Origin of the sequence: Paenibacillus qinlingensis, from assembly GCF_031455095.1 — a bacterium.
Lineage (GTDB): Bacteria > Bacillota > Bacilli > Paenibacillales > NBRC-103111 > Paenibacillus_E > Paenibacillus_E qinlingensis_A.
Genome location: NZ_JAVDSB010000001.1, coordinates 1,366,634 through 1,390,201, shown reverse-complemented (window position 1 = coordinate 1,390,201; position 23,568 = coordinate 1,366,634). Strand labels below are relative to the sequence as shown.

Annotated in this window: 22 protein-coding genes; 3 read left to right on the top strand and 19 right to left on the bottom strand. The window is 43.8% G+C overall.

The annotated features are described in order from the left end of the window. Positions 1-384: 384 nt before the first annotated feature. The 5 genes from J2736_RS06325 to J2736_RS06305 all read right to left on the bottom strand — a co-directional run bounded on the left by J2736_RS06325 (position 385) and on the right by J2736_RS06305 (position 6,420). Positions 385-1,077 (bottom strand): endonuclease domain-containing protein, encoded by a 693-nt coding sequence (locus J2736_RS06325; RefSeq protein WP_310224475.1) that lies wholly within the window; start codon positions 1,075-1,077, stop codon positions 385-387. Further along, positions 1,049-1,195 carry a hypothetical protein gene (locus J2736_RS06320; RefSeq protein ID WP_310224474.1) on the bottom strand — a complete coding sequence of 49 codons (147 nt, stop codon included), beginning with the start codon at positions 1,193-1,195 and terminating at the stop codon, positions 1,049-1,051. Before J2736_RS06320 ends, J2736_RS06325 begins: the two co-directional genes overlap by 29 nt. A gap of 49 nt (positions 1,196-1,244) precedes the next feature. After that, entirely contained in the window at positions 1,245-3,608 is a 2,364-nt protein-coding gene (locus J2736_RS06315) for an AraC family transcriptional regulator (protein WP_310225240.1), read from the bottom strand. Positions 3,609-4,424: 816 nt separating this feature from the next. Continuing rightward, the gene (locus J2736_RS06310) at positions 4,425-5,411 is read right to left on the bottom strand and encodes a Gfo/Idh/MocA family protein (protein WP_310224473.1); all 987 of its coding nucleotides are present in this window, start codon (positions 5,409-5,411) and stop codon (positions 4,425-4,427) included. Positions 5,412-5,442: 31 nt separating this feature from the next. Further along, positions 5,443-6,420 (bottom strand): Gfo/Idh/MocA family protein, encoded by a 978-nt coding sequence (locus J2736_RS06305; RefSeq protein WP_310224471.1) that lies wholly within the window; start codon positions 6,418-6,420, stop codon positions 5,443-5,445. Positions 6,421-6,549: 129 nt separating this feature from the next. On the opposite strand from J2736_RS06305, the gene J2736_RS06300 reads away from it, so the two are divergent. Then, positions 6,550-7,419, top strand: coding sequence for an AraC family transcriptional regulator (locus J2736_RS06300; RefSeq protein WP_310224469.1), 870 nt, complete (start codon positions 6,550-6,552; stop codon positions 7,417-7,419). A gap of 28 nt (positions 7,420-7,447) precedes the next feature. Here the strand turns inward: J2736_RS06300 and J2736_RS06295 are convergent, their stop codons facing one another. The 4 genes from J2736_RS06295 to J2736_RS06280 form a co-directional block, all read right to left on the bottom strand. Further along, complete coding sequence (locus J2736_RS06295; RefSeq protein WP_310224467.1) at positions 7,448-7,990, bottom strand: NUDIX hydrolase; 543 nt, start codon at positions 7,988-7,990, stop codon at positions 7,448-7,450. Between the two features lie 85 nt (positions 7,991-8,075). Beyond that, positions 8,076-8,282 carry a helix-turn-helix domain-containing protein gene (locus J2736_RS06290; RefSeq protein ID WP_310224465.1) on the bottom strand — a complete coding sequence of 69 codons (207 nt, stop codon included), beginning with the start codon at positions 8,280-8,282 and terminating at the stop codon, positions 8,076-8,078. 10 nt (positions 8,283-8,292) lie between these two features. Further along, positions 8,293-8,775: a DUF2975 domain-containing protein gene (locus J2736_RS06285; RefSeq protein WP_310224463.1), complete on the bottom strand. Its 483-nt coding sequence runs from the start codon at positions 8,773-8,775 to the stop codon at positions 8,293-8,295. 155 nt (positions 8,776-8,930) lie between these two features. Next, on the bottom strand, positions 8,931-9,638 hold the full coding sequence (locus tag J2736_RS06280) for a DNA alkylation repair protein (protein ID WP_310224460.1): 708 nt from the start codon (positions 9,636-9,638) through the stop codon (positions 8,931-8,933). Between the two features lie 277 nt (positions 9,639-9,915). On the opposite strand from J2736_RS06280, the gene J2736_RS06275 reads away from it, so the two are divergent. Both J2736_RS06275 and J2736_RS06270 read left to right on the top strand, forming a co-directional pair. Beyond that, positions 9,916-11,487: a response regulator transcription factor gene (locus tag J2736_RS06275; protein WP_310224458.1), complete on the top strand. Its 1,572-nt coding sequence runs from the start codon at positions 9,916-9,918 to the stop codon at positions 11,485-11,487. A gap of 26 nt (positions 11,488-11,513) precedes the next feature. Continuing rightward, positions 11,514-13,316, top strand: a complete 1,803-nt coding sequence (locus J2736_RS06270) for a sensor histidine kinase (protein WP_310224456.1) — start codon at positions 11,514-11,516, stop codon at positions 13,314-13,316. Between the two features lie 56 nt (positions 13,317-13,372). Here J2736_RS06270 and J2736_RS06265 read toward each other — a convergent pair whose 3' ends face one another. From J2736_RS06265 to J2736_RS06220, 10 genes are read right to left on the bottom strand one after another with little or no spacing between them, the layout of a single operon-like run. Beyond that, complete coding sequence (locus J2736_RS06265; RefSeq protein ID WP_310224454.1) at positions 13,373-14,431, bottom strand: hypothetical protein; 1,059 nt, start codon at positions 14,429-14,431, stop codon at positions 13,373-13,375. Positions 14,432-14,434: 3 nt separating this feature from the next. Continuing rightward, positions 14,435-15,634 carry a Gfo/Idh/MocA family protein gene (locus J2736_RS06260; RefSeq protein WP_310224452.1) on the bottom strand — a complete coding sequence of 400 codons (1,200 nt, stop codon included), beginning with the start codon at positions 15,632-15,634 and terminating at the stop codon, positions 14,435-14,437. Positions 15,635-15,658: 24 nt separating this feature from the next. Continuing rightward, on the bottom strand, positions 15,659-16,651 hold the full coding sequence (locus J2736_RS06255; protein WP_310224450.1) for a Gfo/Idh/MocA family protein: 993 nt from the start codon (positions 16,649-16,651) through the stop codon (positions 15,659-15,661). A 21-nt stretch (positions 16,652-16,672) separates the two neighbouring features. Continuing rightward, positions 16,673-17,956, bottom strand: coding sequence for a Gfo/Idh/MocA family oxidoreductase (locus tag J2736_RS06250; RefSeq protein ID WP_310224448.1), 1,284 nt, complete (start codon positions 17,954-17,956; stop codon positions 16,673-16,675). A 24-nt stretch (positions 17,957-17,980) separates the two neighbouring features. Then, positions 17,981-19,132, bottom strand: coding sequence for a mandelate racemase/muconate lactonizing enzyme family protein (locus tag J2736_RS06245; protein ID WP_310224446.1), 1,152 nt, complete (start codon positions 19,130-19,132; stop codon positions 17,981-17,983). A gap of 16 nt (positions 19,133-19,148) precedes the next feature. Continuing rightward, entirely contained in the window at positions 19,149-19,979 is an 831-nt protein-coding gene (locus J2736_RS06240) for a sugar phosphate isomerase/epimerase family protein (RefSeq protein WP_310224444.1), read from the bottom strand. 7 nt (positions 19,980-19,986) lie between these two features. After that, positions 19,987-20,877, bottom strand: a complete 891-nt coding sequence (locus J2736_RS06235; protein ID WP_310224442.1) for a carbon-nitrogen hydrolase family protein — start codon at positions 20,875-20,877, stop codon at positions 19,987-19,989. Between the two features lie 25 nt (positions 20,878-20,902). Continuing rightward, complete coding sequence (locus J2736_RS06230) at positions 20,903-21,784, bottom strand: AEC family transporter (RefSeq protein ID WP_310225238.1); 882 nt, start codon at positions 21,782-21,784, stop codon at positions 20,903-20,905. 29 nt (positions 21,785-21,813) lie between these two features. Beyond that, positions 21,814-22,836, bottom strand: a complete 1,023-nt coding sequence (locus J2736_RS06225; protein ID WP_310224440.1) for a DUF4185 domain-containing protein — start codon at positions 22,834-22,836, stop codon at positions 21,814-21,816. A gap of 20 nt (positions 22,837-22,856) precedes the next feature. Beyond that, positions 22,857-23,558, bottom strand: a complete 702-nt coding sequence (locus tag J2736_RS06220; protein WP_310224438.1) for a gamma-glutamyl-gamma-aminobutyrate hydrolase family protein — start codon at positions 23,556-23,558, stop codon at positions 22,857-22,859. Positions 23,559-23,568 lie beyond the last annotated feature (10 nt).

Below are 23,568 nucleotides of genomic sequence, written 5' to 3'. Positions count from 1 at the left end.
ACCAAATCGTAGTTAAAAACGAAGCGATTGTATATTGCAACATAGGAATAACTCTTCAAAATCGTGCAAAAAGAGCTCCATTTACAGACTGTAATTGGAGTAAAAGTCTTGTTTTTGGAACACACACACTGCCACTGTCCCCTATTTAACACTTTTGAGACGAAACTCCAGCGTGAGCGGTCGAAAATTGCAGGCTCAGTAGCGCATCATCCACTTACTCACTCTGAGACGCCGAAAACTGCTCGCTCAGCTAAACAAACTAGTCTAAGAGACGAAACTCCAGCGTGAGCGGTCGAAAACAGCACTCTCAAAAGTGCAACTTCCTCAAATTCACTCTGAGACGCCGAAAACTGCTCGCTCGAAAGTTAATTACAATTTGTGACTTCAAATCACATGATTATTCGCTTCCCACATAGACAACGCATGATCATGTAATTTGTAAATACGTACACAGGATGTTCCTTTACTCGCAGGCTGGAGAAGGGATTTTAAACACATGTTTTTGAGTAAGTTACGTGACTTCCGAATACTGATATTTAGCAGTTTACTAACGTGTAATGGTTTGATTGCTGAATCATTAGATAGAGCGGAGCGAATAATTTCTTTCTCAAAAGCATTCATGTCAATAGATACTGCATCAACAACATCAAGGAATCGACCCATGAATTGTTGGAGAATTTGTATACACATACGTGGGCGATCTTTAATATCGTCATAGGTAAAACGTAGTATTTTCCAACCATCTAGGATGAGGTGGTTCTGGCGGATTAGCTGGTCAGCAAATTGAGAACGGCTTAAATGTACATGAGTTGTAAAGCCATCAATTTCAATGGCAAGTTTGAGGGATTGCCGTATGAATGCGAAGTCGATGAAACGTGTTCCATCGCGGAAATCCTTTACTTCATACTCAGGATGGAGAAACTCAAAATGACCAAATGCAGGAAACCAAACTTTCTCAAGAAACAGTTTCTCTGCGTGTCCAAGTCCTTCATGGAGTCGACGGTGTCGTTCACCTGTGCGTAACTTAAGATGTTTTTCTACAAAAGTATTAAATAAGCTGATAAACGATATTTTCATAAACGATGCCCCCTGGAAATAAATAAACCGCATCCCTAGCCAGCATGAGCTGAACTTGGAAAAGCGGCGTGTGCTTCACAACCATATGTAAGTTTTGTAGCAGGTGTAAATATACCATAATTTACTAAAATAATCTACTGGTTAGTTATTCCCTTAGCGACGATCCCCTACTCCCCCTGATACAACTTGACCGTCTTCTTCTGCAGCGCGTATTCACGTGGCGTCACATGGAACCTTTTCTTAAATAAGCTGAAGAAATAGCTTTCATTCACAAAACCGACCTGCTCCACTATTTCACGCACGCTGATTTGTTGATCGACCAACAGTTCGGCCGCTTTTTCCATCCGTAATTTATTAATGTAGTCTGGAATGGAGATATCCATGGATTCTCGGAATATTTTGCTAAGCTGTCTGGCGGATATTTTCATCGTTGCAGCGATGGACGGTAAATTGAGCGAGAGATCACGATAGTGCAAGTGAATGTACTCTTTTACAGCATCGACAATGTAATAATTATGTTCATTATGCTTATCCGTACTGTCGTTCACCATGGCATCCTGCAGCGAAGCCTGAAGTAAGTCACGAATCTCAGAGATCGTTTCCTTCTCAAGCAGACTACGACTTATTGCTGAGATCGATGTTGACAGATTCGACGTTGCGGCAAACTTCGATTCCGTAAGCGAATCCTTGACAGCGTCCACGAAACGAATGACCGAAACCAGTGCATTATTATAGCTTAAAGCACCAATCTCGTTGAAAATTTGTTGCAAATGTTCCCCTGTTAATGAAGCATTACCTGCTTTCAACGCTTGTAGGAATGTCTCCTCCAAGTTGCGATCATAGCTCATTTGCTTATTTTCACTATTTCGTTTGATCATCTCGGACGTAATTATACTGGAATGCCCAAAAATAAACCTGTACATCGCTTGGTTCAACGATTGATTATACAAGTCAGCGAGTGCGTTCAATGCATCAACTGTGTCGCTCACCATGCAAGATAGGGTCACTTTAAAATACCGATACACATGGTCCTGAACTTCTTGCATCAAAGTATGAATGGCGTCCGAGTAAGCATGCTCCTCATCAGGAATCCGTACAATTAACACCACTTGATCATCCATCATGTCTAGTCCTTCATTCGAATATGTCCGACCTACGATTTCAGAGGCGATGTTACTGATGGCATAACGGATGGTTTCTTGATCCTTGGCATGGATGTTTTGTTTAAAATCCTTGTATTTGTCTATTTTCATAAGGATCAGAGCATACGGTCCTGCCAAGGGGAGCGAAATGCGCATTTCTGCAAAGATCGGCTTTAGTTCTTCATTGCTTAGTGTTAAACCATCACTCATAATACGATTCAACCAATAGTTTTTCATCACATTTTGATAACGAAACTTCTCTTGATTAAAATGTTCAAGCTTCACCATGGATTGTTTATACACCGTTCCGAGATAACTGAGTTCATCGATCGTGTCAACCTCTTCCAAATGTGAACGACGCATGCGATCCGACATAACCGAATGAACCAATTTATCGAATGGCTTATAAATGCTGCGTGAAATGCTAAATGACAGAATTAATGCAAGAACAACAAAGATTAGTGTTATGAGAACGATTGTTGTTTTCAACCGCTCAATGGATTGAAACACCTGATTAACAGGCTGCGTTTTGATCAGAGTTAAGCCCGTTTCTTTCTCAATCACATACGTTATGTAAAGTTTTGCCCCCTCATACTTGCTTTCGAAAAACCCGTTCTTTTGAGCACCCACATGCGATGTGGCATAATTCATATATTCATTCTTCAACCACATTTTATAGTCGACTTGCTCGTTGTTACTTTCAAGGAATTCACCAGCATCATCCAGCACATAGACCCGATCGCCCTTTTTAGGATCAATGGAATTAATCTTTACGATATTGTTAATGAGCCATGCTGGTTTGACATTGACGACTACAACCCCGTCCGGCTTCGCGCTATTAATGGATGAACTATAAATAAAATACGAGAATACCCGCTCAGGCACTGTTTTCCCATTTACTAGATTTTGGATATTTCGAATGACGGGTTTCAACACTGGCAGCATTTGATTGGCATTATAAAATCCATCTACAAATGGATCTTTAAAGAAAATAGAGCTGCCGACGTTATAAAATTGATCTAGATTGCGATTATAAATACTGACCGAATGGATATAGGGATTCGCTGTCACCAGAGAAGTTACAATGTTATTCAATCGCGTGGCAACGTCTGCCATATTCTCCGTTTTGGCATACATAATTGAAGCGACATCACCGTTGACGAATAAAAATTTACTAAGGTTTTGAATCGATTCATCCATCACGTCCATATTGTATTCGATCTGGTACAAAATTTTCTGATTGGACGTAGACTCATTCCGAAGCAGCAGCTTCTGCGTACTTATATATTCAACCAGAGAAAGAACAAGGACTAGCAGCAGCACCGCCGCGCTAATCCACAGTACCATTCTTGCAAAATACGTTTTGGTTCCAAACCATTTTCGCTTCATCAAAATGGCCTTAACCTCCTCGTGTATCCATTAGGTTGATGTCAAGATTCGTCTCTGTTATATGTCAATGCCAAGCGACTTCAATCGCTCAAAACTGATCGTCATGCTATCAAATGTTCCGATTCCAGCAGAAATCCTGCTCCACCGCTCCCCACTCCACGCCAATTTCTCGGCAAGCCGCTAAGATCCCTGCAAAATTCATATTCCCCTCACCGATTTCCGCAACTCGCTGCCAAATGCCGCGTAACCTTCTCCGCTACCTTTATATTCGTTAGGCAATCCACCAATTCCTACATACTTACAACTCCAAATGTGATGTTGCTCAATGACGCTCTCGATCCGATTGACCAGGTCCGCATAGCTGATATGCGTTGCGCATATTTCTAGACCTTATGGTAATCTGAGTTGATGGTAGGCACAATCCCACCTGCGAAACAGAAGGCCATTTCTCTTCATCATAAAACCATGCCTCTATCCCCAACGCTTCACATTCTTCACAAGCAGCCTGGATGGCAGCCCACCAGTAGTCTCCCAGATATTCCGTCAATAGACCAGTCCGGCTATGGAGATACGCTCCTCCAAATCCACCAACAGCAAACTGCTGCAGTTGTTTTTTGATTTCGGCTGGCTCCAATACGTCATTGAGTGACCAGAACCGCTCTCCTGTACAGTTATTCTAGGAGCTGTATGCTGCAAAGTAAATTGCAAAATGCGTAATTCTCTTTGATTTCAGTCATGGTCGTTATAAAGTCTTGTTCGTAATAGCAAAAACCGTACACAAGTTTTCCCCATGTACGGCTGCCACTATTTTTTTAATTACAAAGCTACCGGCTGTCCTCGTTTAATGGATTCGTATGCAAGAAGTGCGACTTCTGTTGCTTTCAAGCCATCTTCCCCCGTGACAGGCACTTGCTCATTGTGCAGCAATGCTTTGACGAAATCTCGCATCATATAGGCGTCCATATCATCGCCCCAGAACGAATAAACACCTTTACCTAAGGAGTTTCGGTATAAGTCGTTCTTCTGAGCGAAACCATCGACCGAGATAACACCTTTGGTACCGACAATCTCCATCGTCACATCGCCCCAAGTAGGAAACGATTTCGGTCGCGACCAACTTGTATCCAATACTGCAAACACGCCATTCTCAAACTTCACATGAACCATGCCAGCATCTTCAACTTCGAGTTCTTCTCTGAAAAGTGTTGCCCCATAGGCATACACTTCTTTGACCTTGGATTGTAAAAACCAATTCATCAAATCCATCACATGGACTGTATGATCAAGTACAGCTCCACCACCAGAAAGATCTTTATTAATAAACCAACCACCTGGGTTCCCCCCGTGATTCGTCCCTTTAATTGCAACAATGTCACCAATATCTCCACGATCAATCGCTTCTTTTGCTCTCACGACGGCTGCTAAATATCGGCATGGGAAGGCGGTCATGAGCTGTACACCATTTTCTTTACAAGCAGCTATCATGGCTTCCATTTCTTCCATAGTCGTACCCAGTGGCTTCTCGCAAAGGACATGCTTTTTCGCTTGGGCAGCAGCGAAAACCAGTTTGGCATGATGTACGTTCTCGGAGCAAATGATAACGGCATCTATATCCTGAGCTAATAGGTCTTGGTAATTCGCATAATAGGGAATACTGTGCTGCTCCACGATTGCTGCAACACGATTTCGATCTTCTTCAGCGATGCCGATGATACTAACCTCAGGCGATTGAGCCAAATGATTAAAATAGCTAAATGCATGTCCATGCGCGAAACTTATCATTCCTACTCGTAACGTTTTCATGATGTTTCTCCTCTCAAATGAATGTCGATAATTAGAGCAGCACAGATTTACCTGTACGAATGGACGTTAGCGCCGCATTTGCAATTTCCAATGCTTTTACAGCGTCATGTGCCGTTACGATAGGTTCCGTTCCATAACGAATGCTGTTCAGGAAATGTTCCAATTCAATATAGTATGGATCATTGAAATTCGGGCTTTGTGGGATTTCCACAACCTTGCCTTGATTCTCCTCGGAGGCCACTTTGCGAATTTGCAGGGATTGTGCGTCCATACTATCCGTTCGAACTAATCCTTGCGAACCAGCGAATTCAGCTGCATAGCGGAAGGAACCAGGATATCCCCAGAAAGCTTCCAAATTGGCTACGGCACCACTTTCAAATACTAACGTAACAAGCGCATAATCCATATCAGCATCACATTTGTTCATACCATATACCGATTTCACTTCACCTAAGGTCCATCGCATGAAATCAATGTCATGAATCATTAAATCAACGATAACACCACCGCTTTTGTCCGCATCTTTGAACCAAGGTCTTGCATTCCCAGGATGACTGCCGACACGTCTTGCATTCACAACACCGACTTTTCCAATCTCACCAGCGTCGATTTGTTTCTTCATTTGACTATACTCAGGGAAAAAGCGCACGACATGTCCTACGAATAGTCTCACATCATTTTCCTCACAACAGCGAATCATCTCTTTCGCATCTTCTAAGGCAAGGGCAATAGGTTTCTCACAGATCACATGCTTCCCTGCTTTCGCAGCTTGACACACGAGCTCTTTATGCAAATAAGAGGGTACAGCTACACTGACTACGTCAAAATCGACAGCTGCAACCATCTCTTCAAAAGATTCAAAGGCATTCGTTCCTGTTTTTTTAGCAACCTCTTCAGCAAATGATAGAACGTTATCGCAGACGCCAACTAGCTCTACGCCAGACATTTTCATATAGCTCAGAGCATGCCATTGTCCCATTCCACCGCAGCCGATAACAGCAACTTTCATATCTCACTCGCTCCTTTATATGTTGTATACTACTTATAGTTATCATATCTTTTCGACTTCGATACCAAAATAACGGTGTTTGTCTAATTTATATCCAAATTTGCCGTTATAGACAGGGTGATCTTCTCCATGAACACATTCAAAGAACCCATTTATTACCAAAATGAGCATTTATGCATGAAAGTATGGCAATTCACCAATGACAACCCGAAAGCGCCATTCGGCTCTCAATGGCACTATCATAAAGAGATTGAGTTCATTATTGTACAAGAAGGCATTCTTAGTCTCCGAACACCGAATAACGAGTACGTGCTCAAGCAAGGAGATGTCGTATTAATTGGTTCCAATCAACTTCATCTGAGTCATAAACCGGATGATGACTTACTCGTTTATATCGTGCTGCATGTAGACCTGCAACCCTATTTCGATCCGGCAATGATGATGTATTATCGTCATTTTTCGGAGATGGTTAGACCACTTGAAGATCTCAATTATATGTTCTCGGAAAATGAGCAAGCCAAGCAAGAAATCGGCCGAACGATTATCGATATTCATACCGAAATGATGAACAAAATCAAAGGCTACGAAATTGCTATGAGTATGCACATCAAACATTTGCTACTTACACTTCTACGGTATGACCGTCACGAGTTGCTTCAATCGTTCGACTATGTCGATGCCACTGTAATGGAACCCATACTTGCTTACGTGGAAGCTCATCTTCATGAAAAAATTGAAATGGAAGAGGTTAGCCGGCTAGCCGGGATGAGTTACACCTACTTTTCAAAATTTTTCAAGAAATCGGTTGGTCTTTCATTTACAGATTACGTGAACAGACAACGCATCCAGAAGGCAGAGAAGCTGCTCATCACGAAAACTGAAATCATCACCGACATCGCCGCCTCCGTTGGCATTGAGAATATGGCGCATTTTTATGAGCTTTTCAAACGATACAACGGCTGTACGCCAAAAGAATATGTCAGAAAACTAATGAACTGATGCTTCCCCAAATGGAGAATTGAATTAATTAAATAAATAGACTGCCGCGGGGGGCAGATGTTAGTACGAGCACTGCTTTTTCCAAAATTTCCTTATCACGCAAAAACATAAAAGTAGTCGAATAATCCGTCGACTTTTGAATCGAATCCTTCATTACTTGTAAGGCCATATTGAGTGTCATCCATCTCACTTCCATACCTAGCTCAATTTCGTCATCTGTAAGCATGGTATTACTAACTTTTTGTTGTGCTTTGGCAATGTAGCAGTACGAAAGTTGCATGAAATCGTTTCGGTTCTTATGCTCCTCGATATAACCTAGTTCTTGCAGGATTTCTGCTTCATAACCTGTCTCTTCTCGGATTTCACGTAGAAATGCTTCCTTCGCATCTTCACGCTCATCTACGCCTCCCCCAGGTAGCTTGTACAGGTTTGTTTTGGACATATACATCATCATAACGTTCAACTTGTTATCTACGACAACACCTCTTGAACCGTAACGGGAGATGGTTTGCATACATGCAGGATCACCACCAAGCAGATCACTATCGGTTATTCTTTTAATTAGCTGCATAAACTCACCTTTCCCTTCCTATGTAAACACAAGCAGGAGCAGAACTGCGATGCAGCTGCTCCTTGCTTTTTACGATACATATATCCTACTCGCTCTTGTATTCCAAAATATCTCCCGGCTGACAATCTAACGCTTTACAAATCGCCTCTAACGTCGATAAACGAATCGCTTTTGCTTTTGCATTTTTTAAGATAGAAAGGTTAGCCATTGTAATGCCAACTTTCTCGGAAAGTTCGGTTACGCTCATTTTTCTTTTAGCCAACATCACATCAATATTAATTATTATCGCCATGTTTCTCACCTCAGACCGTCAAATCATTCTCTGATTTTATATCAATCGCTTCTTTTAAAAGCTTTTGGAGTACTGCAGCAAAAACAGCAATGACCATGGATGCAAAACTGATGACAAGTGCGATGAGAATTAATCCTGGGGAATCATCTCTCTCTGCTACCAGATAGAAGAGCGGCAAACCGAGTACGTACAAGCCGCTGATAATAACCGCACAGACTTTAATCTTCTTTAACACGTCGACAGATAAATCCGAGAAAGCTTTATTCTTATCAATATAACTCAAAAGCTTGAATGTTTGATAGAGTGCAAAGTAAAAAGGTATGGCCGTTGCATATAGATCACCCATCCATAAATATTTGAGATAGGTGTGATCCGGATACAACTCAACTGCGTAGTTTGCAATCTCTGGCACTACAAATATGCACAACGCCAGAATAGGAAGTCCCATCAGAATAACAGCTATCTTTAAAAAGAGTGTTGATCCTCGTTTCATATAAAGTCCCTCACTTATGTTTAAATTTAAGTTCAATTTACCACAATAATTATCGTTTTGCAATAAAAAACAATCGTTTTTAAATACATTATTGTTGTTGATACACAAAAAACAGCCGAGTCCAGGATGGTCGGCTGCCCAATTGACAAGTATGTTTAGCATCTTACATGTTTGCGTTTAAAACCAAGTCGATCCTTCATTACGGCTTTTTGAATATTTTCGGCCGCGCTTATGAATTTACTCTGTTTTGTTCCTTTATTAACTTCTACGGGACCGACGGCCTTAGCGATCTCCACCGCTTTATCGTGCATGGGTATGTAAGACACCGCCACCGTGTAAATAAAATTATTCATCGCATACTGAGCCCGCACTGGAGCTTCATGTATCGTACTCTTCACTAGATCAAGCATGTTGGCAATTTTACTTTCGGAGAATTCGCTGTCTGGACGGTTCCCCAACAACCAACAGTAGCAGCTCCAGCCCGCCGACATTCTCAGTTCCTTGCTGCTAGCGATCCATTTATCCGCGACTTCTTGGGCAATATTCGCTTCTGACAAGGTGACGGCAACCACATAATCGGACAACATAAAGAAATAAGCGGTGTCCATCCAACGTTCATAATCTGCTTCCTTCATGGCATTGGGATCTGCGATAATTCCAGCAAAATACATGGCATCGTAGTTCCCTGTAGCATAGAGCTCATCAGCTAAAGCTTGATTGATTTTAGTTTTCTTAAAGATTGGCTTCATAGCGCCTGTCGCAACCCCAAAAAGCGGTTCATGCGCACCGTTAGACAGGTACATTTTCTTTGTACGTTCCTTACCGAGAGCTTCAAGCTCCTGCATCACGCTTTCTAGATTCATAGTTGAATACTTCCTTCTATTTTCGATTTTCATCTCAATTAACTCGTGGAGAAGTTTCAGGCTGTCTTCAAGCGGCTTCTACCTATATCTCTACCACAACAGGCTCAAAAAGTAAATAAATGGACTATCCTCCCATAGAAAACAGGTGCAAGCTGGATGATTATCAGCGTAATGGTACAAATCCGTTATTTGGTCTACTTCATTGACAACGTTCCGTATGAAAGTATAAATTTAAGAGAATCCGTCTTGTAAATCGCCTTCAAAGGAGGAGAACTCCGTGTATCGGCTAATGATTGTAGATGATGAGGAACACATTAGAGAAGGGTTAAGCGATTTAGTTGATTGGTCTTCCCTCGGATTTCAGCTTGTTGCTAAGCTGGAGGATGGTAAACAAGCTGTTGAATGGCTGCAGAAAACGGAGATCGATATCATCCTATCGGATGTGAAAATGACGCATGTTTCCGGGCTAGAACTCGCTAAATATGTGCATGAGAATCACAACAAGACCAAAATCGTTCTCATTAGTGGCTTTAAGGAATTTGATTATGTCAAACAAGCAATGAGTTATAATGTCATTCATTATTTATTAAAACCGACAAAGCTCAGTGATATAAGAACTGTATTTCAAGACGTTAAACTCCGATTGGACAAGGAAAAAGAGGAGAACGAACAGGTATCCAAAGTCGTGAAGCATAAGAATGAATTGCTCCCTCTGATTCGAAAACACTTATTTCGTGATTTGTCGACAGGTAAATTGACCGATACGGCTGAGGTAGAGAAACTGCTTCGGCTAACCGAAGTCCAAGCTAATACCCTCGATCATCGATGTGCATTAACCCGCATCTCCTTTGCAACTCCTGGCGTTTCCGCTGATTCTATCGAAAAAATGATTCGTCATGAAGGGTCTGGTATCCTGTATGTCCCCATCTTCATGAATGCACAAGAACTTGATCTTGTTGCGCTAGATCTTCAATCTCACCCTGATGCCTCATCCTTCCGAGCATCGATCACGTCGTATATGCAAACTGTCTTACAACGTATGCATACCTTATTAGGTGTTGAAGCACATACAAACATCGTGGGCCTGTTTGAGAATTTACGCCAACTCATGAGCGAAAGTGCTCTACATTTTAACAAAGAAGATGATTTGTTCGAACGGGAAGTAACGGAAATGTCTTTACGCAACACCCCTCAACTTGCGGAACAACGTAAACAATTCCTCGCCTATCTAGGCGCTGGCAATATCGCAGCACTGTCTGAGCAGTATGTAATCTTATTGGATACCGTACATCAAGGTAAATTACCCACTCATTATGTGAAAAACTTCTTAATTGAACTCTTCTCCTCTCTTAGCTTCAAATTGAATGAAATGGATTTGCCTATCGATAAAATAACGAACAAACCTTTCTATTATGAGACCATTCTACGATTGAATAGTTATGATGAATTGCTGCAATGGGGACTCTCGGTTCTGAATGACATCAACGCTTACTTTCAAAAACATATGGCAACAGAGCCATCAGCAATTCAGAAAGCCAAGGATTATGTGAACCACTATTTTAATAAAGATATCTCCTTAGAAAGTGCAGCTTCGCAAGTGTATTTAAGTCCAGATTATTTGGGCAGAATCTTCAAACAGTACACGGGAAGTAATTTTACTGATTTTGTGACGGAGACCCGTATCCAGAAAGCCTTAGAATATTTGCAAGATCCACAATATAAAATCTATGAGATTGGTTCCAATGTAGGGTATAAGAATACGAAGTACTTTTTCAAAATATTTAAAAAGCAAACTGGGTATACGCCTACCGAATATAGACGTAAATCGATTAGTAAGGATAAACAATGAGAGATCCCTTAAGCTTATGGTTCATCTTGAAAAACTATCGATTTCAAAGTGTATTTATCAAAAACTTTCTAATTATCCTAGCGCTTGTCCTACTTCCAGTCACAGGTCTAAGTGTCGGGATTTACAATCTTTACAGTAAAACGGTGACGGAAGAAATCAGCTCCGCACATTTAAACTCCCTCTCGCGAATTCGAGATATGGTCGATATGCTCATGCGTGAGGTGGATGATTTCTCCGTGCGATTTGCATCCGATGATGTCGTAGCGCAATTGATGGAAAAGCGAAACACCGGGACAACGACCTATGATACGAGTATCCTGACCGCCAAACTATTTACGAAGCTTAATTACACCAACAATATTCAGGATTTTGTAGATTCCGTGTACTTGTACTCCGAAAACAATCAGTCCATCTGGACGTCTGACTTAAGAAGATGGTCTTTGGAAGAATTTATGGATCTGGGATGGCTGCCCAGCTACAATGAAAAGAAATTGACGTATAGAGACTGGTCGCTGGCTAGACAAGCAAAAACCCATTATTCCGACGCCAGCGTACGTCAGCTGATGACATTAATTCGGATGGCCCCCTTGCTTCAGACCAAGACAGGTAGTGTCATCATGAATATTGATACCGCAAAGTTCATGAGCATCATTCACAATACCAACAACCATTACATTGATAACCTCTATATTATTGATGCCAATGGGATCATCGTGGGTCAGGACAATTTCGATTTGATCAACCATCCGATTTCAGAAATCATCCCGAATTCGAATATGATGGAAGGAAATCCGAATGAACCCGTCTTTTTTTACAATGAGGAATCCAAGCAGTCCATTTCTCATGTCAAATCTCAATACAATAAATGGCGGTTTATTTCCGTCGTGCCTTTGAAGCTATATGAGGATAAAGCCAAGTACATTAGGAATTATTTATTCGTTTCTTCCCTATTCAGCATCGCGGTAGCCTTAATATTGTCCTTAGTCGTCTCATGGCGCATGTTTATTCCAATTAAGCAGATTATGTCTGTCGTTAGTCGACCTGGCGACTGGTTGGAGGATTCGGAGCGAGCCAGCCCGATTCCATCCGTGAAAACGCATGTAAATGAAATTAAATACATTACCTCAAGTATCCTTAGCTCCTATGGAGAAAAGCAAGAACTGGAGAATGAGCTTCGTTATCGTCTGTCTCTCCTTGATCGTGCGTATGCTGTTGCACTGCAATCGCAAATTAATCCACACTTCCTGTATAACACACTGGAAACGATTAATTGGCAAGCCTTACGACTAACAGGCGACGAAAATCCGGTGTCCGAAATGATTACCTCTCTTTCTCAGCTTCTGCGCTTCTCCTTAGAAGGTGAGGGTCATTTGGTCACGATTCGAGAGGAACTCGCGTACTGCATGCATTATCTCGACATTCAGAAAATAAGGTATCCTCGCAAATTTGAAGTGGTCGTGCAGGTAGATGAGAAGTTGAGTGATTACAAAATTCCTAGAATCACGCTCCAACCGCTGATTGAAAATTGCATCTATCATGGCATTAAACCCAAAGAAGGCGAAGGCAGAATTACAGTTACCGGCACTCTGGAGGGTGCTCACGCCGTCATTCGAATTGCAGATAACGGAATCGGAATCGATCCCGATAAGCTCGAACAGATTAATGCTGAGTTAGCCAATAAGAATTGGATTACGGGGAATCATATTGGCTTTATGAATGTGAACCAACGGATTAAGTTGACCTTCGGTGAGCAATGTGGCTTACAAATGGTGAGCGAGCCTGGCGTTGGCACGGAAGTAACAGTGAAAATAACTGCGTTAGTTGGATAATAGGTAAGGGGCAGAGCGAATAGGTTACATCGCTCTGCCCCTTATTTATTGTCATGCTATAGCTGTATTTCCGCTTTTCTCACACAGAAATTATCGTCGCCCGAGAAAACCAAATAGACAGTCTTGCCATCTGGACTCATCCATTTCGTTGGAAATTCTCCTCGTTCTCCTGGCCCCATATCCCATTGTTCTGTAAAATAAGCTGTCGTCCAGGGGCCCCATGGCTCCGGTGCATCATATACCCCGAAGCCGCCAGAGAAGCGAGTGTCTCCCCTATCTCTGTGGCCAGGTGCGTTCGGAATGTGCTGCCACCACAAATACCTTTGTATGGCACGGTTATAGCTGATTCCTGATCTTAGGCAGGCATCTTGATGCTCGAACACCGCACCGCGCTCCTCGATCTCTTTCGTCCAAATCGGTGTCTCCTCATCTAAGGCTTTGAAGAATTCATAGGCTTCTCTTTCACCTATCCGGTCCTTCGGGACACGCATAAGAATCATCCGATCTGAAGGTACATCGGCTTTGGGGTGATCATGAGTGACCGTGTAGACATAATCGTCCCTTGCATCACTGTAATTCTTCCCGTAATTGATAAACGCGCATAAACCAAATGCTTCAAACTTCCAATCGCTGAAGTTCCAGGTCTGAGCATGGTCGGTTGACCAAGTTAACTGCGCTTGTCCCCCTTTCTCATCTGCGTGAAATAACCACGCATATAAGATGCCGTCGACCATGAGAACACCGCTGCCCTTTTTCCCTTGTCTGCCATACCCTTGGTTTTCGCCGGATCCAGAGCGAACATTAATCCCTTGAACATCCGGTGGATTCCCTGTTACATAGGCAAAGCCTAATCCGAGTTTCTCTTCAAGTACTGGGTCAAAGCCATATCCGTCACCATATAACGTGTAGAGTCGATCATCGTCAGCCCATGTCACTGGCCAATTATCGCTCCCATCATACTTGACAGGATCTGTCATATAGACGACACCGATTGCCGTGCGAATCATGCTATCTGCGGGTTCCCACTCTAGGCTCTGAATCACGCTGCTTTGCGGATACGGTGGTTTTCTGAGTGCTCGTTCCTTTTCTGTCGTCATTTCTTCGTGGTTCTTCATTTGTCACCTCGATAATTGGATAGATTCTCCTGATTTGGCCCAATGATAACCAGCTTCTGCCGGCAAGATTGCCTGTTCATAACAATGCGTCATTTGCTCCACAAGGCCTTCCACATAATGGCCCGTATCATTCTTCCAGAACCGCTCCCCACGCTTGACGATCGCTTCAGGGAAGTCCACTATCTCACGCATTGAGGCTTGCATGCCGCTTATACACATCGTTTGGGACATGGCAGCCTCAATCCCACATACGGGTACACCTTGCTCTGCCACTGCCGCTATAGCCATCCATAGCTTTGTAGCCGGATGCTGATTGGGATTCTCGTATTCTTTGATTTCTCCGTTATGAAAGCGTGCCACAATAGGGGAACCTTTTTTGTGTTCTCCATCATCAAACGTAATGACAGCCTGCTCGAATTCGTAGCGGAACAAAGCCCCCTTGCTTTGATTCACTGCATGGGACCCGTAATACAACACTTCTACCCCATTCTCCGTATAGGCTCTCATCGCAGCGGTATCGAAATTGTCGATAAAATTCGCACGGTACAGCTCTGCACGAACAACAGATGGAAATGCGCTCTCAGCGATACCCTCACCAAGTACATAGAACATGTTATGTAAGTAGTGCGCTGTGGCATTATTGGCTACGCTATCCAAAATCATCGTTCCATTGGCGTCTTGCTTTTTGCCTGCCCAACCTCTGGCATAATAGGAATCTGTTCGTGGCCATAGCACGAGCGTCTTGAGCCTTAAAGGCTTTCCGAATTCGCCTGACATGATATCTCGCTTTAGATCCTGTATGCCTTGACTATGACTCCACTGGTACCCAATCGCAACAAATTTCTGGGCTTGATCTCTCGCCTTCATCATCATGAAAGCTTCTTCCATTGTTGGACATAACGGTTTTTCAGATAACACGTTGCTTCCTTGAGACAAGGCTAAACAGGTTTGGGTACTATGATATTGAATTGGAGAAGCGATAACGGCCAAATCCGACTTTGCAACCGCATAATATGCCTCAAGTGACGGATACATCGGTATCTTCAATTCACGTATTTTCTCATAATAATGACTTCTTTCCGGATAAGGGTCTACTACACCATTCAGGATATAGGGGTATTTGCCGCCGCCTTGTAACAAGGCATTCACATAAAAGCCGCCATAGCCGCCTATGCCGACCAGCACTACGTTTACAGGTTTCATAGAACCACCTCTCTCCAGTGTTAGTTAGAAAAAGACAACGCGTCCTTCATCAGCAGACATTCTTGCTCTCAGACAGGCTTCTGTCACCGCAAACGATTGCTCAGAACTTATTAAACACTTGCCACGCCCTTGAACCTGCCGCAAGAAATCGGCAAAGATCGGCTGTGAAGGCAGCAAAGGTGCTTCTTGAATACCTTCGGCACCTTCGTTGATTACATACACTTTGTTATGCATCACTTCGACAATGCCACGCGTACCTACGATCCGTATACGATCATCCGCATGACTCGGAGCCTGCTTCGGTCTTAAATAGTCAATCGTGAGAGAACCCATAACTTCATTCGTACATGTAAATTGACACATGGCAGTCGCTTCTAACTCGCCATGCTGCTGATTGGCTCTCGTTGAATGCGACGCAAACACGGACGTGAATCGTTCACCACTCCATGAATAAAGCCAATCGATGGCATGACTTCCCACCCATGGAATCGTGCCTCCATAGGTTTCACGTCGCTTGTATAACGCATTGCGCTCCCCTAACCGGTATGATTTCTGTGCATGAAGCAATCTAACCTCGCCTACGCTTCCTTCCTGAAGCAACTTTTCTACCGTCAAAAAGCAAGACGTATAACGGATGCCGAACATCGCCGCCAGCTGTGCATGCGAGTTCTGATACGCCACTTTGACATTGTCCAAATCTGCTAAGGTCGTAGCCACCGGTTTTTCCACGAAAACATGAATATTGCGATGTAAGGCTTCCACAGCTATCGAGGCATGATCATTAAAATGGCTTGCAATGGCTACGACATCTGGCTTCAGTGTATCTAACATCTCTATATAGTTTGGATAAAGCTCCGGTATGTATCCGTACTGTAGTGCACGACGATTTAGGCTATCCATGTCCTCTCCATGCGAACCAGGAGCAATTCCTGCTAGATAGGCATCTGTTTGCTCCCGTAATCCTTCCAACACATAACCTACATGGCCGGTTGCGCCTATGAGCCCTATTTTCAGCACAATACGCCTGCCTTTCTATGACTAAAATCGAACTAATGTATCCACGCTTACGAATTGACCCGTCTGCATGGAAATATTGCCTGCAATGCCAGTCAGAATAGACATAGCACCATCTATATGCGTAGCCGCACGATTCAATCTGTCTTTCACTGGTTCCACAAAAATATCATGTAGTAAAGCCGGGTCTCCGCCGCCATGACCGCCTACTCCTTCTTCATAATCAACCTTAAACGCGTTTCCGAACATCGGATGAACAGTAATTGATCTTTCGCGAGATAATTCCTGTGCATGGGTTCCATCCGGATTGTTCAAGTGCTTCACAATCAATTTAATTTCCATTCTCCCCTTCGTTCCGTTCAGGCTAACGACCAGCCCTTCCCAGGGTGTGTACGCGTTAAGCGAATAGGTCAGAATTGCGTTATTCTCATAGCGAACGATGACTCCAAGCGTATCTTCTATGGAGATCCCATCGCCGAATACACTTTGATCGCGTTGATAACCATCTTCTTTCTCAGCGTCCAAATACATCGCTTTCAATGTGTCATTGCCTGCGAGGTCAATTGCGAAAGGATCATTCAATGCATTCTCACTGCCAAAGGAACGCTGGTAGAATTGTTCCACGCCGCGTCTTTCCGCGTTTTCTCTACCATAGAAACTCAAGTCACCCATTGCAGCAACTGTCTTCGGCTTCGTCCCCAACCAGAAATTAACGAGGTCGAAATGATGCGTGGACTTGTGAACGAGTAAACCTCCACTGTTTCTTTTATCTCGATGCCATCTGCGAAAATAATCGGCTCCATGTTTAATATCGAGCAGCCACTCAAAATTGACAGACTTTACTTCTCCGATTACATCATCCAAAATAAGCTCACGAACTTTGCTGAACTGAGGCGCATATCGATAATTGAACGCAACACGAAGCTGTTTTCCCGTCCGTTTCACCGTATCTAGGATGGCCTGACACTTGTCAGCATCCACCGTCATCGGCTTTTCAGAAACAACGTCACAACCTAATTCCATCGCTTTGATAATATATGTATGATGGGTGCGGTCGATAGAAGTTACAAAAATAACATCTGGCTTCTCTGCTCGAACCATCTCTTCGAATTGACTCGGTTTATACGTAGGAACAGCAGGATGATCGCATTCATTTACTAAGACACGATTGGTAAAATCCATGCGTGTTTGATTGATATCACAGATCGCGACCAGCTCTATGTTAGATTTAAATTCAGTTACCATCGCTGTATAGAAGAACTTTGCTCGTATTCCGCATCCGACTAAGGCATACCGCTTCTTTGACATGGTGGGTAATCTCTCCTTTAAATGTTATTCCGATATTTTAATAATTCCAAGCGATTTCACGAGTAATTCACGCAGCTTGTCAACTTCAGGTTCAACACCTAATCCTGGTGCAGTTGGAACCTGCGCGACACTTCCGCGGATATCAAGCCCTTTCACCAGCATATCTTGAAGCAGCTCTGGACCATTTAATTCAGCCGGAAGCGCTAGCTCAAGCGTACTGAACATATGAATGGACGCAGCGAAGGCCACGCCACAATCCGTCAAACCGCTGCCTAACAATTCGATGCCGTTCGCTTTAGCGACTGCAGCTGTTTCCATACATTTGCGAATGCCAGCTGATTTGCAAATTTTAAGAACAACCATATCCGCAGCTTCCATCCCAATCACTTTTGCCAAATCCATGGCTGAGAAACTGCCCTCATCAATGGCAATTGGTAATCGGCTTCGTTGGCGTATGGCTGTCATCCCGGACCAATCCGAGCTTTTAACCGGTTGTTCTACACAAACGACAGATGGGAATCCTCGGATAGCCTCCAAAAGCTGAACCATCGTACTCGGCGTATACGATTGGTTGGCATCCAGCCAGAGTGGTTTATTTCCTGCTACTTTGAGTATGGCTTGCAGACGCTTAAGATCCCCTCTGACATCACCGGATATTTTGATCTTATACGCCGAATAATGACTGGATTCTCGTGCTTGCTCGGCCATGACCTCAGGCTGGTTCACGCCAATCGCTGAACAAAGCGGAACTTCTGTGGTAATCGCACCGCCGAGAAGGGCATGTAAGGGCAATCCGGCCATTTTGCCTGCCAAATCGTGAAAAGCCATGTCGATGGCAGCTCTGGCGAATGGCATGCCATTCGATACGGATACGCTAAGCGCCTCTTCGGCTCGTTTATGGAATACGTTTACCTCATAGGGGGATAAGCCGATCGCTAAGGGAGCTAGATGATGCTGGATGACAGCAACCATCGTTTCAATCGTCTCGTAGCTCCATCTCGGCTCGGCTCGTTGCTCCCCCCAACCAACCAGTCCGTCATTCGTTTCCATCCTCACAAAGAGAACGGGCTTACCAGCGTCATTCGTCTTGTTGGTGGCCCCGTTACCAAGCGTAAACACTCTACGGTAGGGGACGAGCACCGGATATAATTCAATATTGGCGATAATGGAACGCATCCAATCTCTCCTCCCTTCATGTGCAAACGAGTGATTTTACATAAGCTATATCTGCGGCAATATGATCGTCAACATGTAATTCGTCGCTATATTCGGCTGTTAAACAAAGGACACCTTTGTAATCCCTTTGAATTAAATTATCGATAACTGATGGCCACGAAGCCATGCCTTGACGTGCAGTGCTCCAATAGGGTTCCCATTGTGCTTGCTCCGCTTCATTCCCGTTCACTCTTTGGTAGTAACCATTTTTCAGATTCACCATGCATAAATACGGTGCGACGACATCCAGACTCAACTCGTGTCGCTCTCCCGTTAAGGCATCATGCGCTGCATCCCAAATCGCGCCAAAGCAATTCGGATCTAGCCCATCTAGAATGCGATGCAGAGCGAAGGCATTTTTGATACGGGTGCGTCCAATATGCTGTTGAATGCCGACTTTTATGCGGTATCGTTGACAGAGCACTTGGAGTTTCTCCAGCTCGGACTTGATCCTTTTTTCAGATGCCCAGTAACCTTCTTTGAAATCAACATCAACCATAATCCGAATAAGGGGGACGCCTGACTCCGCACAAGCTGCAAAAATGGCTTCCTCGGTCGTACTCGCGATACTATAAATGTGAAGACCATACGCTTTTAATCTGCTGCTTAATCGTGGCAACTCTTTCTCAACTTGTTCAGGCTGCACTTGAAAGCCCTCTCGGACAGGAAATTCAATGCCATCAAAGCCTAATGATTGAACTTTTGCCGCGAGATTATCTATCGATAATGATTTCCATGGCTTGGTAAAGACTGAAAAAGCAAACCGAGATGGTTGATTCAGGTGATCCGTGTTTTCCAATTGTCCCAAGCAAGAATCACTCCTCTTTATTAAAAAATTCAATCTCTTCCCAATTCATTTGCGGAACATCTTCTAATAAAGGTTGATAGGCTTCCATACGACGCAGCTTAAGCAACATTTGTTTAATATCCTCACATGAACCTTTTACTGCTCTCGTATTCGTCATAATCTTCGTACTCAAATCGATTTCAACGACTTGATACGTCCCCTCATTCTCTACTTTGGCGATAATCTCGCCGGTTGGCGAAACCATCCCCGTAAACGAAGTTCCTGGATCAGCATGCAAATGACAAGTGGCGACATAGACAGAATTGTCAATCGCTCTTGCTCTTAATTTGATCTCCCACTGCGGATTCAAGGTATCTCCAAACAAGGGAAATAGGATCAATTCAGCTCCCCGTAAGGCCAATATGCGTGCGGATTCTGGAAAATAATTGTCAAAGCAGATCATGATGCCAACCTTACCGAAGTCAAGGTCAAACACAGGGAAATCACGCCCATACGTTAGCACCTTGGTCTCACCGCGGGTCAGATGCACCTTCCGATACCTGCCAATTTCTACGCCATTTCGGTCTAACACATAGGAGACGTTATAGACATTCTCCTGCTCATCGATTTCATAATCCCAGGGAACAACGTAAGCATTATACTTTCGGGCCAGCTGACTGCAGCGCTGTTTATAGGTTTCTGAATACGTTTTGGACAACTCTCCTCTTGGAATATGACGCCGAGCCAAACGATATTGATATGCCTCTGGCATGAATACAAGATCGGCGCCATCCTTGAGACATTGCTCTGCTAGCTGCAGCAGCTCATCCAAGCACCCCTCTACCGTAACACTCTCGTCATACCGTGGCTTCACTTGAATGAGACCAATTTGGGCTGTTCTTCTTGGGGTATCCGTCATTGTTCTCAGCTCCTAAATGATTGATTTACGCTAATGCAAAGATGGTGAAAGTAACTGTCAACATGCTGGCAACTGTAGAGAATAACACCGCATGTGCGGAGAAATAAGCCTCATTATCGTATTCCAGTGCAATTAAGGCACAAATTAAGGAAGTTGGCGCCGCACAAGATAGCACTAAAGCGCTCGCAATATCTCCGTAGAAGCCCATTAATTTGACAAGTCCATATCCGATCATCGGACCTGCCAGCAGCCGAAGTGTAGCTGAGATAAGGACATCATGATACCGAATGTTCAGGTTCAACGAGGAGAGCTGAACACCTAATGTAATGAGTGCCAACGCAATTGTCGCGCCTGACATATATTCCAGCGGTAGATACAGGGGTTCTGGAATGGTGAACTGCGTTAATCGAATGACAACCGCTGCAAGCACCGCATAGATACCGGGGTATAAAATAATGGTTTTGATCGCAAAGTTAAACTCACCTTTATGCGCATTCGCGTTATAGATGCCATAAGTGCCCGGCAGCAGATTTTGAATCACCGATACGATAACTTGAACAGCTAAGGTAACCGGATTTCCTGCGAACACCAGTTGATTAAGCGGTATCATATAATTACCACTATTATAAAATAGGATCGTATTCCGCATGGCTCCCCGCATCGGTGCATCGTAGCGACGTATTCGGATCACAACTTCCGCCAAAACAGCTGATACAACAGCAAACAATAGACTGAACAAGGCAACTTTCAGTACGAGTTCCCAGCTTATTGACACTTTGAGCAGCAGTACAAACATAAAGATAGGCATAAACAAGTTAAATACTAGCTTGGATAAAGAGGCTGCGTGAATCGTGTATTTTCTTCCCATCACAAAGCCAGTTGCAATAATTAAGCCAATGGGAACCACATTCGACAATAAAATATGTAAAAAATAACTCAGATGATGAAGCCTCCCTCGATAGAATTCCAAGCATCATTATATTCTCTTCCCGAGAATACCATGACGAATTCCCAACCGTCGTTGTCCCACCATTTTGGAGAGAAGCTCAAGTAAGAAACTAATTTGCACTCCCAGTCTTCCGGTACAAAGCAATCCGAATAATAGATCGTTTTCCATGATCCCCACGGTTCGTTCGCTTCATAAATGCCCCATCCATAGTTTCTTGCTGTATGCTGCGTAACGAGGAGATATTTCTGCAGAGCAGGATTATACACCGCGTTTACCCGCATAACCCCATTCGCATCGTAAAAGACGGGCCTGCGCTGTTCGCCGTCATGCGTCCATCTGGCAGTTCCACCGTACTCATTTCCAGCAAAAAACTCGTAATGCGCCTGAGAAGTGATTTTATCCTTGGGGACTCGGATTAATGAGATTTCGCCGGGAATTTGCAATTCCCAGACCAGACTTTTTACTTCCGGTGCATACATATAGACATAGTTGTCTCTAGCTCCCTGATAATTCTGGCCAAACTGCAAAAAGGTCGGAACGAAAAACCCTCTAGATCGGTTAAACGAATTGATATTAAACTCTACGCATGTATCTTCCCAGCTAGCTCCATGATCTTCCGATTTGTATAGCTTCTGAAATTCATAGCAGTCACTAGACGCCGCTCCACTCCTCCACATGTAGAAGATACCATCTATACAAATGATCCCCCATGATTTACCTTCGAAGGTTGCAGGATGCTCTGCATCTTTTCCACCCCATACATTACATGCTTTGTAATCTTTGCGATCCCCTTCGATTCGCGCGATACCCATACTTGCACGCCCAATTTCATTCGTACCTCCGAAACCGCCGCCATCTCCAAATACGGTATATTGGTGACCATCATCCGCCCAAGTTAAGGGCCAATTATCACTGCCAGGAGCCAGACGAATGCGACTAGACCAATCAAAGGTGATACCTTTAATGAATTTACTTCTGGGATACGGCGGGTATAATGTGTTCGCAGACATCTCTTCCAACCTCCTGCTCTCTATTTACTGATGCATGCATGAACAAATGCCCGAAAGATATCGTTTGCTGCTTCGTTAGTTCCAGCTAAGTTTTCCGGATGCCACTGCACCCCGAGCACGAACCGATGTATCATACTCTCCAGCCCCTCGATAATGCCGTCAGCAGCCGTAGCATTCACTCGAAAGTCGGGTGCCGTCCGCTTTACCGCTTGGTGGTGAAAGCTGTTCACACGAATGTGAGCTGAACCAATAATCCGTTCCAATAACGACCCTGATTCGATGTGGATCTGGTGGGACAAGTGCGCTCTAGGTGCTTGCTGTCTGTGCTGTAAACACACGGCTTGAGCTCGTTCAATGTCTTGAATTAATGTTCCCCCTGCGACAGCGTTCAACAACTGCAAGCCACGGCATATGGCTAGAATCGGTTTATCCGATTTCAGAAAACGTTCTGTTAATCGGCTCTCGAGCACATCGCGTTCCGGTGTTATGGCACCTAAGCCTGGCGCAGGCTCTTCGCCGTATAGGAACGGATCAATATCCTCTCCACCGCTTAGCATGAGTCCATCTGCCATTTCGCAAATCTGATCCAACATATCTTGTGAAGCCATATAGGGCATTACGAACGGAATACCGCCAGCCTCTATGATCGCATTGGAATAATCTTTATGAAGAAACGTATGACCATTATCGAAAGTCGAAGTAACCACAATAATAGGTTTCATGTACAACAAC